We start from the raw sequence: 15760 nt of genomic DNA, 5'->3' as shown, positions 1-15760 counted from the left end.
GACGGCGGCATCTTTCGTCCGGTACAACTGCTCATCACGCCGAAAACCTTCGTGGAGCGCGTCGACATCGATGCCGTCGCTGATCTGAGCAGCAAAGAAGCTGCGGTCACGGTTTCAGCACTTTGTCGAAACACCGGGACCACGAACGGGACCATCGAGGCGATCAACAGCACGGTCACCGTCCAGTACCAGAAGGGGTGCGGGACGGGGAAGCTGTTCACCAAGACCTACACCAACCAGATCACCATCTCGGGCAATAACTTCAGCGCCGGTGGCGATTCCGGCTCGCTGATCATCTCGAACGACGGGACGCCGAACCCGGTGGGCCTCCTGTTCGCCGGAAACTCCACCACCACGATCGCGAACCCCGCCTCGGCCGTCGTGTCCGCCTTCCAGTCCGGCGGGCACACCTTCACGTTCGTCGGGAGCGCGTGTCCCGGGGCCGCGTTCGAGGAGCGGCCGTTGAACCCGCCCGATGCCGAGATCGAGTACGTCACGAGGATCAAGGAGTCGAACGAGGCCGTCCTGTTCGCCCATCCTGGCGTGATCGGCGTCGGGGTCGGGCAGTCGGACGACGACCCGCTGCGGGCCGTCATGGTCGTTTACGTCCAGAGCGCCGGCCACATGCGTCCGCACGGGCTCCCCTCGGAGATCGACGGGATCCCGGTGAAGATCGTCTTGACGGAACCGTTCGTCGCGTTCTGAGTCTCCCCTGGACGGTCGCCGGGCGCCGTCGAGAGGCGCCCGGCGGCCCCCGCCCGTTTCGCACGATCTCGAGGGGGTAGTTGCATCATCCCCTCGCGCCGACCCAGCCCTGGTAGCCGACCTTCATCCTGCTCGCCGCCCTGGCCGCGGAGGATGACTCGACCCGAACAGCACGAGACGCGGCGGTTCAGTTCGGCAGCGTCGTATCGCGGGCGCGGCCGACACGGTGGCCTACAGCCCGGACGGGATCGCCGCCGCGACGATCTCCTCCATGTCGATGAGCGTGCCCAGCGCCTTGCCGTGCGCGCTCATGATCTGGTGGACGATCACGTAGTTCACGACATCGCGGAGGTTCACGTCGCGCTCCTCCGGCCACTGCGCGAAGCTCTGGTCGGCGAGGCGGACGATCTCGCGCGCCTTCGCCTCGCCGCAGCCGAGCCTCTTCACGACGGCCTTCTGGTAGAGCGCCTCCCCCGCGAGCGTCGGGTCCTGGTGCTGGAGCGCCCGCACGATGTTCAGCATCACGGCGCACTGCTGCCGCGCCAGGGATCGCTCGCGCCGCGCGACGAGGCGATGGAGACCCGGGACGTGCTCGGCGACGCGCCAGAGCAGGTTGTCGGAGCGCGCCACCACCTGGTCGACGGTGCTGCGCGCGAGCCGCTTGAGCCCGCGTTCGGTGGTTTCCTCCGTCACGTCCCGGATCCTCCGGTGGGCCGCACGGCCCGCAGCGGCGGCGGTCGCCTCCAGTGAAACCAGGGCTCCCCCCGCGGAACCTCGATCCTCTTCGCGGTGGTTCGCACTCCCGGCGGCGCCCGGGTTGCGCTCCCCGGCATGGGGGCGTCTACTGGTGCCGTTGGACCTGCCCCGCGAGAGCGGCGACGGTTCAGCGGAACCTAGCCGAACCCCATGCGGTGGTTCCCCGGGCTCCGATACGATGATAGCTCACCGGGGTTCGTGGCGTGGTGATGCGGGCCGCTCCAATTCTGGTGACCCACATCACCATCACCCGGAGACGGCCGAGACGAGATGCTCTCCACCGACACGCTGATCTACGCGGGCTTCATCGGTCTCACGATCGTCATCGCCTACTGGCATCACCGGAAGCGTGCGCGGATGGAGCACGAGTCCGCGAAGGCGCGCGAGGCGAACGAGAGGGCCGGGCTCAACGAGCCGCCCTCGCTGCATCCGGTCATCGACGTCGACCGGTGCATCGGCTGCGGGTCGTGCGCCCAGGCCTGTCCCGAGGGCGGCGTCCTCGGCGTCGTCAACGACAAGGCCGTGCTCGTCGAGGCCTCGCACTGCATCGGCCACGGCGCCTGCAGGACGGCCTGCCCGACGCAGGCGATCACGCTCGTCTTCGGCACCGAGAAGCGCGGTGTCGACATCCCGAACGTCGGCCCGAACTTCGAGTCCAACGTCCCCGGCATCTTCATCGCCGGCGAGCTCGGCGGGATGGGGCTCATCGGGAACGCGATCGAGCAGGGACGCCAGGCGATCGATTCGATCGGGAAGCTTTCGGGGCTCGGCCGCGCGGATCGCCTCGACGTGCTCATCGTCGGTGCGGGCCCCAGCGGCTTCTCGGCGTCGCTCGCCTGCCTGGAGAAAAAGCTGGAATTCGTGACGATCGAGCAGGGCACGCTCGGCGGCACCGTCGCGCATTTCCCGCGCGGCAAGATCGTCATGACCCGGCCGGTGAACCTGCCGATGGTCGGGAAGGTCAAGATCTCGGAGACGAGCAAGGAGAAGCTGCTCGAGTTCTGGCAGAACGTGGAACGCGACCATCCGGTGAAGATCCGCTACAACGAGCGGCTCGAGAACGTCGTCCCGGACGGCGACGGCTTCGTCGTCACGACCACCAAGGAGACGTACAAGTCGCGCGCGGTGCTGCTGTGCCTCGGGCGCACCGGCTCCCCCCGCAAGCTCGGCGTCCCCGGCGAGGATCACGAGAAGGTCGTGTACCGCCTCCTCGACCCGGCGCAGTTCGAGGGGAAGAGCGTCCTCGTCGTGGGCGGCGGCGACAGCGCGCTCGAGGCCGCGACGTCGATCGCGGACGAGAAGGGCACCCAGGTCATCCTCTCCTACCGCGACAAGGCGATCACTCGCGCGAAGGAGAAGAACCGGAAGAAGGTCGAAGCGTCGCAAAAGTCGGGGCGGCTCACGGTGATGCTCGAGTCGAAGGTGGTCGCCGTGCACCCGACGGAGGTGGACATCGAGCACCAGGGGAAGGTGAAGCGCGTGCCGAACGACGCCGTCATCGTGTGCGCGGGCGGCATCCTCCCCACCGGCTTCTTGAAGTCGATCGGCATCGAGATCGAAACGAAGCGCGGCACCGCGTAGCCGCTACCGCCGCCGAGCCGGCCGGGTCATTGGGGCCGCGGCGGCGACCCGGTGGTCGCCGCCGCTTCTCGGTCGCTCAGACGGAGTTCAAGGGCAGGGGCTCGGGTTCGGGTCCGGTACGCCGCCGGAGCTGCGGCCGAGGACCGACTCGAGGTGGCACACGTCATCCCTTCGCGAGACCAGGTAGTAGTACATCTCGCCCGAGGCCGGGATCTCCGGGTCGATGCTCGGGCCGGGAGTCGCCGAGTCGAAGCAGGTGTGATTGTAGGCCCAGGTGCCCGCCTTCAAGCCTCGGTAGACGTTGAACGGTCCGGGCAGGTCGCTCCAGCTGATCGCCGTCGGCGTGCCGCCGCCACCCCCGCCACCGGCCAAGCGGACGCTGTTGTCGATCTCGGGCGGAGGCGCGACGGGAGGACCGCCGACGCAGATGCCGCCGCTGCAAGTGTCGGGCGCCGTGCAGGCGTTGCCGTCGTCGCACGCCGTGCCCTCCGGCTTGGGGGTCACGGTGCACGTCGACGTGCCGTTGCACGTCAGGAAGTTGCACGGGTCGTCCGTGCAGGCGATCGGCGTCCCGCCGCAGATGCCGTTGGTGCAGACGTCGAGGTACGTGCACGCCTGACCGTCGTTGCAGGCGGTGCCGTCGGGCTTCTGCGGGTTGGAGCAGAGACCGGTATGCGGGTCGCAGACGCCCGGGTCATGGCACGTGTCGAGCGCCGTGCACACCACCGGATTCCCGCCCGTGCAGACACCCGCCTGGCACGTATCCGTCTGCGTGCAGGCGTCGCCGTCGTTGCACGCCGTCCCGTCGGCCTTCGCCGGGTTGGAGCAGATCCCGGTGCCCGTATCGCAGGTCCCCGCGTCGTGGCATGGGTCGAGGGGCGTGCAAACCACCGGGTTGCCGCCGACGCAGACGCCGTTGTCGCAGGTGTCGGTCTGGGTGCACGCGTTGCCGTCGTCGCAAGCCGCGCCGTTCGCCTGCTTCGCCGAGGAGAGCTCGTTGCTGTAGGCGGATTCGGTCGCGCCGCTCGCGTCGCAGGCCCCCGTGACCACGTAGTAGTACGTCGTTTCCGCCACGGCGGTCGTGTCGGTGTAGGTGGTGACGGCCACCGGCATGCCGCCGAGCTTCGTGTAAGGGCCGCCGGACGTCGCGCTGCGGTAGACGTTGTACGAGGCGGTCGCGCCGGTCCCCGCGGTCCACGTGAGGGTCACGCCGCCGCAGTCGCCCGTGGCGGCCGTCAAGGACGGCGCACCGGGTGCCGTGCAGCCGGCGCCCGTGGTGCAGGTGTCCGCGGTGCCGTAGTTGTTCACGGCCACCGTGTCCACGTACCATCCCGTGGCGCCGAGGGAGGAATCGTCTCCCTCGTGCCAGCGGATCCGGACCGTCTTGTTGAGGAGGTTGGCATCCGCTCCCAGGTTCAGCGATACCTGGGTCATCGCGCCGACGGTTCCCCCGCACCAGGCGGCCTTGCCTCCGATCGGGTTCGAGAAGCTGGAGCCCGCGGTGCCCGTGTACGCCCCCGCGGTGAAGTCCCCCGCGGGCACGACGGTCCAGGTCGTCCCGCCGTTCGTCGTGACCTCGAGCGTTCCGGCGTCGTAGCAGGTCGAGGTCGTCCCCTCGAACCCGTAGGTGTGCCAGAAGCTCATCGTCGTCGCGGGGACGACGCCGAACGGAGGGCTGACGAGGACCTTGTCATCCGGGCCGGCGACGTCGGCCGCGAACCAGCTGTGCGTCCCGTCGTGGAGCTGCGCCGTGGACCAGACCCAGTCCGTCGATCCCGAGACGACGCCGTGCGACCAGCCCGGCAGGTCGAACCCGCCGCCGGACAGGGAGCCCTCGAAGGTGTCCGTGGCGCTCGACGTCGTGGTGGGTCCGGTGGGCGCGCCGCTCTTCTGCGTCGTGTTGGCATCCTCGACGCCGTTGCTGCCGTCCACCGCGCGGACGACGTAGTAGTAGGTCGTGCCGCTCGAGATGTCGACCGCGTTCGAGTAGGAGGTCCCGGCGACCCCCGTCGCGATCCGATTCAGAGGCCCCGGCGTGAACCCGGAGGTCGTGCTCCGATAGACGTTGTACGTGAGCGTCCCCCCGCAATTCGGCGTCCCCGCGCTCCAGCCGAGGTCCAGGGTGCACGTGGAGCTGCCGGGGTTCGTCACCGTCGCCACCCCCGCGAACGTCGGGGGCAACAGGCAGATCCCCGTGGCGAGCGCGCTCGCCTCGGTCGAGTACGGCGAGGGGCAAGTGCCGTCGGTTGCGGTCACCACGTAGTAGTAGCGCGTGCCTCCGCTGACGGTGTCGTCGTGGTAGGTGTACGACGGGCCGTTCCCGACGCCCGGGCTCGTATCGGCCACGGTCGCGACCTGCGCGTACGGTCCCCCGGCGGTCGTCGACCGGTAGACGAGGTACTGGATGATCGAGGCGGTGGCGGAGTCGTCCCAGCTGACGTCGATCCGGTTGTCCTGGGGAGCCGAGGCCGAAGCCGCCGGCGCCGCCGGAGGAGTGCACGGGAAGCCGACGCCGACGTCCTCGTATTCGGTGTCGCCGGAATTCTCCGTGAGCCAGTTGCGCGAATCGGTCCAGGCGATCCAGAGATTGCCGCCGGAGGAGGCGACCCCCATGTACTCCCCGTACTGGTAATGGTGCAGGGTGGTCACGTTGGGCATGTCGGTGGAGTTCTCGTCGAGGTAGTTGTCGTGATGGCTGAAATTCTCGCCGGAGTCGGTCATCACCTGCTGGGCGGACCAGGTGGTTCCCCCGTCGGTGGATTGGGACGCGTAGATCTGGGTTCTCCGGTTGAGGGTGGGATCCACGCTGGTGTCATACCAGGCCACGGTTACGGTGCCCGTGCTCGGGTCCACGGTCGTGGTGGGCTCGAACTGCGACGTGCCGGAAGCGACGCCCGTGAAGGTGGCCACGGTGGACCACGTGGAGCCGCCGTCGGTGGAGCGGCGCACGTAGACGTCCACGTCGTTGCCCGAGGTGACGCCGGAGTGGAAGTCGGTATAGGACATGTAGAGCGACCCCTTGTACGGGGAGGTGGCGCAGGCGTCCACGGAGAGCTGGGGCAGAAGGGCGATGCCGCGGGTGTCCTGCGCGGCGATCTTGGTGTTCGTCGCGAAGTCCGTCAGGGTGGCGGTGCTGGACATGGCCACCGACGCGGTCCAGGTGACGCCGCCGTCGGTGGACTTGGAGATCCTCTGGCTGGAGCCCGTCGCGAGATTTCGATCCCACGCCAGATAGGTGGTCCCGTCGGCCCCGACGGCGAAGCTCGAGGCCAGACGCGTGACGCCGACCCCGTTCTCCACCGTGCCGCCCGGCGAGAAATCGCTGACCGTCCAGCTGCTGTACGGAGGATCGGAGTAAGCGATCCTCATCCGGTAACGCCAGCCGAGGTTGTAGAAGATACGGGTCCATGCGAAGTACATCCGGTTGGTGTGGGAATAGGCCTGGCCGGAGGTGATGTCGATCGTGCCCTCCGTCTTGTCCATGGTCTGGCAGGTGGTGCTGGTGCAATTGACGTAGCTCTGGGGCGTGGCGATGGCCGACCAGGAGTTCGTGGATGCGTCCCATTTCACCACGTTCACGGAGTTGCCGGAGTAGCTCCCGCTGGCGTCCTGCCACCAGGGAAGCGTGAACACGTACGCGTTCCCGCTGGCGTCCCACGCGATGCTCGGGTCGCTCGACTGGAACGTGAAGGGGGAGGTGCCGTTCGCGGTCGTCAGCGTGTAGGCGGTGCCGCCGTCCCACGGGGCGCACTGGTGGCTCCAGGTCGCGCCGCCGTCCGTGGACCAGTAGAGTTCCTGCCCGCCGTTGGAGTTGAGGGTCACCCCCGACGCGCTGAGCGCGCTGGTGCACGTGGTGTCGTACAACAGGCGGTGGTTGGCCGAGCCGACGATGTGCTGCGGGTTGTTGGGGTCGACCGAGATGAAGGTCTCGGCTTCTTCACCGAGAACGGGCTCGCCGGGCGCGAGGTTGACGGCGGCGGACAACGACTCGCTGGTCCATGGTGCCTTCGCCGCGACGTCCGATCGGGACGCGAGGACCTCGGCCGCATCGTCGGTCGGCTGCCCGTGGAGGTAGGCCCACATGTTGTGGGCCACGACGACCAAGAGCGGAGGCTCGCCGTCCTTCTTGTTCTCCATCCGCCAGTCATTCCAGACTTCCGCGGGGTCTTCCGCCGCGAACGGGTCGATCGTCAGCGGCGTGAAAGCCCCCTTCGTGTCCAAGGTGATGGGGAGGCGGGCCGCCAGCTGCTCCAGCTCCGCCTGGGACCGGGCCATCGACGAGGCCGTCGTCTGGGCCGCCTGGGCGACCAGCATGGGCGCAACAGCGATGACGGCGATGCAGACCACCCCCCGAAGGCCGGGGAATCCTCGGTTCGTTCTCGGCATACTCTGTGCCTCCTTCCGGCTCGGGCGAGCCCGGCAACGCTGCTTCGTCGGTACAACGCCGGCCTCGGAGGGGGGATATGAGGCCGATTCCGGCATCGCCCGTCCCCAGGAGTACCCGGTTGGGGGTGTGCCCCCTCACCCCCGAACACGAGCTGGGACGTGACCCGATGCCTTCGAAGCATCCTTATACGGCGGTCCGTCCTGATGCGTCAATTGAGCGATTGTGGCGATTCGGGTGGCACGATTGGGCCGGTCCTCCCGGACGGCGCGGGGGATGGGAACTCCGAGCTGCCAATCCGCGGTGGCGTCCGGCATCGACTTGCCATCGGCCGCTCGAAGATGGCGGCGCGGACGAGTCGGTGGAATCTCCGGACGCGCTCAGGCTGCTCGCGGCGCTGGGGAATGCCGGTTGGGCGTCGCCGCGGGCACGTCCGAATCCTTGATCGTCGTCATGGCGAGGCCGTCTCCGTGACCGGTCTCCTCGTCTCCACCCGGTCCGAGTGGCAACGACGCTGAGACGGCGCGGGCCGATCGCGCCCAGCCGGACGGCTCGAATCCGGGAACATCGTGACGAGACGGAGCCTCCTAACCCGCGTCAGGAACACGTCGCTCGGCCGAGCGATCGAACCGCTTGAAGCCAGAGCACCGGGAGGCACCATGAGACCTCTGCCGATATGTCTCGCCGCGGTGATCGCCGGCGGCTCCGCGCTGGCACGGAGCGGCCCCGTCGATGCCGGCTTCGACCGAGCCGCGGCGACCCACCCCACGATGCGGCGGACCGTTCCCGTGGCGCCGACGGCGCCCGAGGTCTCGGCGGCCGCCATTGACCTCGTCTACTTCGGAGGTCCCGTTCTCTCGGGCGTCGAGGTCTTACAGGTGATCTGGGGAAGCGGTACCTACCTCGACGGCGTCGCGAACGGCGGCACCACCACGTCGACACGTCTCGGCGATTTCTATCACGCGGTCACCCTGAGCCCCTATCTCGACTGGCTCTGCGAGTACGACACCCACACGCAGGCGATCGGCCGTGGCGGCTTCGGCGGAACGATCAAGATCACGCCCAGCGCCGCCAACGGCGGCTCGACGGTCACCGATGACCAGATCCAGTCGGAGCTCGTCGCGCAGATCGGGGCGGGGGCCCTCCCCTTTCCCGGCGCGAACACGCTCTACATGATCGACTTCCCCGCCGGGACGACCATCCTTCTCGGCAGCTCCAGGTCCTGCGTGGATTTCTGCGGCTACCACGGCACCGGGTCGGTCGACGGCCAGTTCTTCTATTACGCGGTCCTCCCCAACTTCACGGCGGGGAGCGGCTGCGCTTTGGGATGCGGGCGGGACCCGACGCTGTTCAACGACCTGACCTCCACCGCGTCCCACGAGATGGTCGAGGCGATCACCGACCCCGCGGTGGGGGTCGCCACCGTGTTCGGCCCGCCGCTCTCGTGGTACGACCCGATCAACGGCGAGATCGGCGACATCTGCAACCAGATCCACTCGAACCTGGCCGGCTCGGACGGCGTCACCTACGTCGTGCAGAACGAGTGGTCGGACGCGCTCGCCGGCTGCATCGCGCAGAAGCCGAACCACGCGCCGATCGCCCAGTGCCACGACGTGACGGTCAGCGTCTTCGGATGCACGGCGAGCGCCTCCATCGACAACGACTCCCACGACCCCGACTGCTGGGACACGCTCTCGAGGAGCCCGTCTCCCGCCGGCCCGTACCCGGCGGGCCTCACCCAGGTCCGGCTCACCGTGACCGACAGCTCGGGAGCCTCCTCGTCCTGCAGCGCCAACGTGACCGTGAGCTCGATCGGCTGCGACGACGGGATCGCCTGTACCACGGGCGACGCCTGCTCCGGGAGCGCCTGTGCCGGGATTCCAGGCCCTCCCCCGAAGGAGGTCGACGACCGCGTCGTGCTGTCGCGGAGCGCGGGCGTCGACACCATCCACTGGGACGTCGCCAGCGGAGCCACGGCCTCCGACGTTCTCGTCGGCCTCATCAGCGCCCTCCCCTCCGGCTTCGGGGGCGCCGACGAGAGATGTCTCGGCGGCAGCCTCACGTCCGCCTCCGCGTCCGATTCCTCGATCCCGCCCGTCGGCGAGGGCTTCTGGTACCTCGTGCGCGGAAAGAGCTTCTGCGGCAACGGGACGTACGGATTCGAGGCACAGAACGGCTCGTCGACGCTGGAGCGGGTCAGCGGGACCTGTCACTAGCGTGCACGGCGACGCTCTTGGATCGCCAGCGAGATCATCAACTTGTTCTTCAAGGAAGGAGTACAGCCGGCATCACAGAATGAAGACGATGAACTCGCAGACGGTGCCACCCCTCCGACCGGTCCCGAGAGCGGCGCTACGCCCTCCCGGGCTGGGACATTCTCGTCTGGCGCGCGGAGACGTATCCGGCCCCGAACGGTACGGTCAAGGAGTTCATCACCGTGATTGCCGAGAAGCGAGAGCCGCAGACGAAGAAAGGGCGACCCCATGCCCCACCTCGCCCCACGAAGCAGCGAAGCGCGGCGAGCCTACCACTCGGCTCCTTGTCCCCGAACTGAAGTATCAGCTATCTCCCCGACCGCTCACTTCTCGCACATGAGGAGACCCGGCGGCGCCACCGCGAGCCCGTTCGTGCCGATGATGCGTTCCTCGGTGGCGGAACGAATCCCGAAGCGGTCTCAATCGCTACAGCGGTCGTGTCGTCGGTAGCAGGGTCACGCCGAATGCGTCCGCGCCGGCATGGCGACGCCCTTGATGAGCAGCCACAGCGCGAACGGAACTTCAAATGCGAGCATGGGCAACCAGATGAGCGAGGTGATCGTTCCGCGGAGGAATCCTGCGAGCTGCAGCGGAAGGCCCACCACGAGCAGGACTGACGCGACGACGCCCAGCCAGGCCAGAGGGATGGGGATCATTCGGCCGCGCAAGAGGAGGTAGCAGAAGAGCGTGCTACCCGCTGCAAAGAAGGTAGCGGTGACGGTCACGTCCCCCCTCAGGAGGTACGCGCCGAGTGCATGCGCTGCCCCGGTGTCCGGTGCATTTGCTCCGGTGGCCGTCGCGAGCCAGAGCAGCCTCTGCGTCTCCAGTATGGAGGCGCCGCCAATCACACCCTCGCCGACGCGACATGTCAGGGCCAGCATTGCGAGATCGGGATCCTGGTCCCGTGTGATGGCGTAGAGGGTCACGGCCAGCACCAGGGCCGAGAAGCACTGGGCCAGGAGGAGCACGAGCACGACGCTCACGTCGGTCGAGTGCTGGGCGATCCCCGCGAGCTTCGCAGCGATCCCCTCTCCGCTGGTCGCTCGGCCGAATAGGACCATGCTCGTAATGCCGGTCGCGATGTAGAAAAGGAACGTGAAACCGGCGATTCTTGCGTTCTTCGTGCGAGTCATGCGTGCTCCGGGGTGCGGACGCCCTTCACGCGCCGCCGTGCTAGCCGCGTTGTGGCTTTAGTTGAGTTCATGGCGTCTCTCCGAGTGCTGGTGGCAGGCAGCCGCGACGACATCTCGCTGGACGCTGCGAAAGAGGGTCAGTTCCATCAAGTCCGACCCAAGACGAGCCCTGCAATGTGCGATACGCGCCCGCGGGTCCAGAAGTTTCAGTGCCGCCCGGACAACATGATTTCCCGTGCACTGCAGGCTGACCTCCAGCGCGATCGCATCAGCCTCGGGTCCCGCGAAGCAGCGAGGCGCGGCGAGTCGCCAGCGAAAGTGACATTCGTGTGCTTGTCGAGGGCGTCGGCGAACATCTGTGCGGCGGAGAAGGTGGCCGCGGAACGGACGGACCTAGCAACATGCAATGGCAAGCGAAGGAGGCGGCGAAGGCGAAGGATAGTGGGAGCAGCGGCGACCTCTACGGGCAGGAACCCTCACCTACCGGATCAACGGACCGTTCGCCCCGTCCGTGGTCGGGCGCACCGCTCCTGACGTCGCGGGGCGACGAATCGAGGCGAGGTCGGCCCCTCGCTCAGAACTCCAGCCAGAGCGTCACGCCCGTGCCGTCACGCGCGGCCAGCGGGGCAACGCTCCACGCCGGCCTCCGGGCGCGGGCGGAGGAGGCGGGGAGGTCGGCGGCCCGGTAACGGGCGAGATCGGAAATCAGCCCGGTCGGCTGGGTGAGGATTTGAGTCTCGCCGACGATCTCGCCCACGCCGAACTGGATGGCGGCGCTACCCCAACGGTGGTAGCCGAGGCCCATCGCGAGGCTCAAGGCAGCGTTCACCACCAGGTTGCCGAGATGGGCCTTTACACCCGACCCGCGGGTCTCGCTCGCGGCGCCGCGCAGGAGCGCCGCCTCGGCCTCCGTCAGCACGGCACACCGCCCGTCCGCCCCGGCGGCGAACGAACTGACGCGGGGTGCGTCCTGGATCACCGTGAGAGGCAGGGCGTACAGCGCGAGGACCCCCAGAGAGCTGGCGGTCGCGCCGAGCCTGAGAGTCGCCCGATCGGCGAAACCATGCGTGGAGGGGAGAGCCGCTAACTGACCGACGGTCAGCGTCCCGTACGCGAACGTGAAGCTCCGTCTCCAGGCCTGCGCTGGTGACCGTTCCGCATCCAGCCGCGTTCGGATGAAGCCGATACGCGCTTCGGCTGGCAGCGCCGCCAGCCCGACGTCGGCGCCGCTCATCGCCGGGCAGTTCTCCGCTCTCGCCACGGGAGCCGCGAGGAGCAGAAGGGAGAGTCCGGCTCTGATTACGACGCGAGCGGCTGCCAGGAACCTCACGTGTCCTGATCTCCGAAGCTCGAGCCCACCACGATACGCGCCTCTCCCAGCTCCCGGAAGCGCGAAGTGGCATTCTCCGGGACTTCCTCCCTCACCGAGGGACCCTGTCCCCGGGAGATCCCCATGCCCCACCTCGAGGAAGCCGCTTTCGTCGAGAAAGACGATCTATCGCTGGTCGAACACAGCCGTCGACACTCGAAGGTACGTCTCCGACTCATGATCGAAGGTCTCGCTGGCGTCGAGGCGGTGTTTCGTGCCGGGGAACTCGTTCAGTACAAGGCCACGGAACCCCCTGTCTTCTGTCGCATGGTTTCGATGGAGCCGTGCACCTACTCCACGCCCTCGAGGATCCAGAGCTCGCCGCCCCGGGGAAGGAACCGGTCGAAGAGAACGGAGCGCCCGTCAGGCGACCAGGTCGGGTAATCGATGCGCACCTCGGGATCCTCGAACTCGAACACCGGCTCCGCCGCGTCGCCATCCACCGGGGACACCCACAGTACCTTGTGCGCCACGACGTCCATGATGCGGCGGGCGTCGGGGGAAAGCGACATGTGGGAGCCACCGGCGATCTTCCCCATGGGCTCGGGCTCGCCCCCCTCGAGCGGCACGCGCAGCGTCGCCCCGGCCGACGGGCACCGGAAGATGACGTGGCGGCCGTCGGGAGCGAAACGCAGGAAGTGTCCCATCACGCCGCATCGGGTCAGCTGGCGCGCGCCGCCGCCATCGGCCCGCATGACCCAGACCTCGAGCCGGCCGTCCCGGTCAGATTGGTAGGCGATGTGGGAGCCGTCGGGGGAGTAGCAGGGATTGATCTCGATGGCCCGCTCCTCCGAGAGGCAGGCGAGCCTCCCCGTCGCCACCTCTGCGGTCCAGATCCCCGGGGATCCCCGTCGCGACGAGAAGAACGCGACGAGCGCCGCATCCGGGGACCAGGCCGGCTGATAGTCGCCTCCAGGCCCCTCGGTCAGCGCGCGGATCTCCCCCCCATCGGCCCGGCAGAGCCAGACGTTCATGTCGCCGCCGCGCATCGAGTTAAACGCGATAGTATTCCCGTCGGGAGACCAAGCGCCGCGACTGTCGTCCCGGCCCGACGAGGTCAGAGGACGCGGCGCCCCGGCCGGGCGACCGGTCTCCGGCACGACCGGCAGGACCCAGAGCGACGCGTTCTGCCTCAGTATCGCGAACGCGAGGCGTCGCCCGTCGGGCGCGCACGCGATCTCGACGTCCTGCCCCGCCCCGTTGGTGATCTGCTCCGGGGCGCCGGCCGGCGCGCCGCCCGCCGAGACCGGCACCCTCCAGATGTTGAGGCCGCCGCTACGATACGACGAGAAGTAGACGAAGCGCCCGGACGGCGACCAGACGGGCTGGAGATCCGACCAGAGCCCTTCGGCCGCGGGCTGCGAGCGCCGCGTCGCGAGGTCGAGGATCTCGACGTTGAAGCGGGTGCGCTCGAGGCTCTGGAAGACGAGCCGGTTCCCGTCGGGGGAGAACCTCGGCCGATGGTGCGAGACCGCCTCGGAGACGTCGGTGCTCGCCTGGACCGGGTTCCGGCCTCGCGCGTCCACGAGCCAGATCCTCCGCGGCCCCGCCCACGAGGCGTCAAGCGCGATCGAACGCCCGTCCGGCGAGAACGACGGGTTGAACGCCTGTTCCACGAGGCGAATCGAGCGGCCGGTTGCGAGGTCCGCCGCCCACACGTCGGCCGCCTCGTAGATCCCAAAGACGTCCCGCGGCTCGAGCCGGCGCCCCGTCTCCCGCGCCCTGACGAAGAGGACCGTGCTCCCGTCGGGCGACCAGGCGGGCATGATCTCGTCGGCATCCCCCTCGGTGATCGGCACGGCGCTCCCCGAGCCGACGCGAGTTCGGACAATCCGTCGCACCCGGCCGGACTCCGCGGCGTAGACGAGCTCACGGCCGTCGGGCGACCACGCCGGAAATCCGTCGATGCCGTCCCCCCAGGTCTCCTGGGTCAGGCGCGGCCGGGGCCCCGCGGCGATGCCGGACGGCTCGCCACGTGCGGGCGTAAGGAGCCCCCGGGCCTGGCGGGCGTCGATGTCGCGAGAGGCGGGGTCCTTGACAAGACAGCGTCGCACGACCTCCCGCGCGGGCTCCTCGATCGCCGCGAGATCGGGCTCGCGGGAGAGGATTGCGGCGATCGTGTCCGCGACCGTCGGCGCCGGGAAGGCGGGTTTCCCCGTCATCATCTCGAACAACAGACAGCCGAACGACCAGAGGTCGCTTCGCGTGCCCACCGGCGCGCCGCGGGTCTGCTCGGGGCTCATGTAGCGCGGCGTGCCCAGAACCGCTCCGGCCGCGGTCAGCGCCGAGGTGACCGTCGCGCCCTCGTCGGAGCTTCCCCCGCCGGTCCGCCCGGGAAGCTCCCGGGCGATCCCGAAGTCGAGGATTTTCACGCGGCCGTCCGGGGTCACCCGTACGTTCTCCGGCTTGAGGTCTCGATGCACGATGCCGGCGTCATGCGCCGCGGACAGACCGTCCAGGATCCGTGCCGCGATCTCGAGCGCCTCGCCCGGCGGCAAGGGTCCGCGGGTGACCCGCTCGGCGAGCGACTCACCGGGAACGAGCTCGAGGATGAGCGCGTGGGCCCGGCCACGCCCGTCCCGGAACGACTCCAATCCGTGGATCGCCGCGACGTTGGGGTGGCTCAGGGCGGCGAGTGCCTTCGCCTCGCGCTCGAGCCTGGCCCGGAAGCCCGCATCGCCGGTCCGGTCGGGACGAACGATTTTGATCGCGACGTCGCGGTCGAGACGGGTGTCCCGGGCGCGCCAGACGGTACCCATCCCTCCCTCGCCGATCGGCTCAATCAGGCGATAGTGGGCCAGCGACGATCCGGCCTTCAACGACATCTTCGCCCTCCAGCGAGCGCATCGCAGACGGGGCATGGAAGGCTCTAGATGCGAATCCGTGGGCCACGGCGAGAAGGCGCCCTTGTGTCACCCTGCCTTCCAGCGGCGAAATCACCGTCCAAGTGCATTGCCCTCCCGGTGCCCGCCCCCGCGAAGCAGCGAGGCGCGGCGATCCTACGTCACTGGCCAATGTCCTCGGACCGAAGTGTGACCTATCTCCCCCACCGATCACGCTGCTCGTCCCGCCGCTGCTCATCCTGGCGGCATCGTCGTCGCCATCTGTTCCTTCATCCTCTTCGCCATTTCCCGCGGTGTGGGTTCTGCGATGTGAGTGCCCACTGACCACGCGTACCCCTCGGGGTCGATCAACGAACCGCAGCGATCGCCCCAGAACATGTCCATCACTGGCATCCTCTGGGTGGCCCCCAGCTTCAGCGCCTTTGCAAACACCTTGTCCGCGTTCTCGACGTACACATACAGGGTGGACGGCGAGCCGCCCATCGTCTTGGCGCTCTTGCTCCAGCCCGGCATCTCACACCCGAGCATGAGGGTCGTGCCGCGCAGAGTCAGCTCGGCGTGAATGGGTTTACGGTCCGGCCCGTTCATGACCCCGCGCTTCGCGAAGCCGAAGGCCTTCTGGTAGAAGCTCATCGCGGCCTTCATGTCGGTCACGGTGAGGCTGACGTTCACAGCGCCGTACATCTTCCTGTTGAGCGGATCGATCTTCTTTGCCATATGCCGGTATCTCCCTT

The 15760-nt window shown here is 68.4% G+C and carries 9 protein-coding genes; 3 read left to right on the top strand and 6 right to left on the bottom strand.

Going from position 1 to position 15760, the window contains the following annotated elements:
* Positions 1-705, top strand: a 705-nt coding sequence (locus tag LAO51_11530; protein MBZ5639367.1) for a hypothetical protein, incomplete at its 5' end; no start/stop codon positions are given.
* 231 nt (positions 706-936) lie between these two features.
* Here LAO51_11530 and LAO51_11525 read toward each other — a convergent pair.
* Positions 937-1398, bottom strand: a complete 462-nt coding sequence (locus tag LAO51_11525) for a hypothetical protein (protein MBZ5639366.1) — start codon at positions 1396-1398, stop codon at positions 937-939.
* 333 nt (positions 1399-1731) lie between these two features.
* Between LAO51_11525 and LAO51_11520 the strand changes: the two genes are divergently transcribed.
* The gene (locus LAO51_11520; GenBank protein ID MBZ5639365.1) at positions 1732-3042 is read left to right on the top strand and encodes an NAD(P)-binding domain-containing protein; all 1311 of its coding nucleotides are present in this window, start codon (positions 1732-1734) and stop codon (positions 3040-3042) included.
* An 87-nt stretch (positions 3043-3129) separates the two neighbouring features.
* Here LAO51_11520 and LAO51_11515 read toward each other — a convergent pair whose 3' ends face one another.
* Positions 3130-7428, bottom strand: coding sequence for a hypothetical protein (locus LAO51_11515; protein MBZ5639364.1), 4299 nt, complete (start codon positions 7426-7428; stop codon positions 3130-3132).
* A gap of 657 nt (positions 7429-8085) precedes the next feature.
* On the opposite strand from LAO51_11515, the gene LAO51_11510 reads away from it, so the two are divergent.
* Complete coding sequence (locus LAO51_11510; protein MBZ5639363.1) at positions 8086-9642, top strand: hypothetical protein; 1557 nt, start codon at positions 8086-8088, stop codon at positions 9640-9642.
* A gap of 494 nt (positions 9643-10136) precedes the next feature.
* Here the strand turns inward: LAO51_11510 and LAO51_11505 are convergent, their stop codons facing one another.
* From LAO51_11505 to LAO51_11490, 4 genes are all read right to left on the bottom strand, one after another.
* Complete coding sequence (locus LAO51_11505; protein MBZ5639362.1) at positions 10137-10814, bottom strand: DUF4386 domain-containing protein; 678 nt, start codon at positions 10812-10814, stop codon at positions 10137-10139.
* Positions 10815-11388: 574 nt separating this feature from the next.
* Positions 11389-12048, bottom strand: coding sequence for a hypothetical protein (locus LAO51_11500; GenBank protein MBZ5639361.1), 660 nt, complete (start codon positions 12046-12048; stop codon positions 11389-11391).
* 425 nt (positions 12049-12473) lie between these two features.
* A complete protein-coding gene (locus LAO51_11495; GenBank protein ID MBZ5639360.1) occupies positions 12474-15008 on the bottom strand; it encodes a serine/threonine-protein kinase in 2535 nt (844 codons plus the stop codon).
* A gap of 252 nt (positions 15009-15260) precedes the next feature.
* A complete protein-coding gene (locus LAO51_11490; GenBank protein ID MBZ5639359.1) occupies positions 15261-15710 on the bottom strand; it encodes a VOC family protein in 450 nt (149 codons plus the stop codon).
* Positions 15711-15760: the final 50 nt, after the last annotated feature.

It is taken from the genome of Terriglobia bacterium, from assembly GCA_020073205.1.
GTDB lineage: Bacteria > Acidobacteriota > Polarisedimenticolia > Polarisedimenticolales > JAIQFR01 > JAIQFR01.
This window is presented reverse-complemented; position numbering and strand designations above follow the sequence as displayed.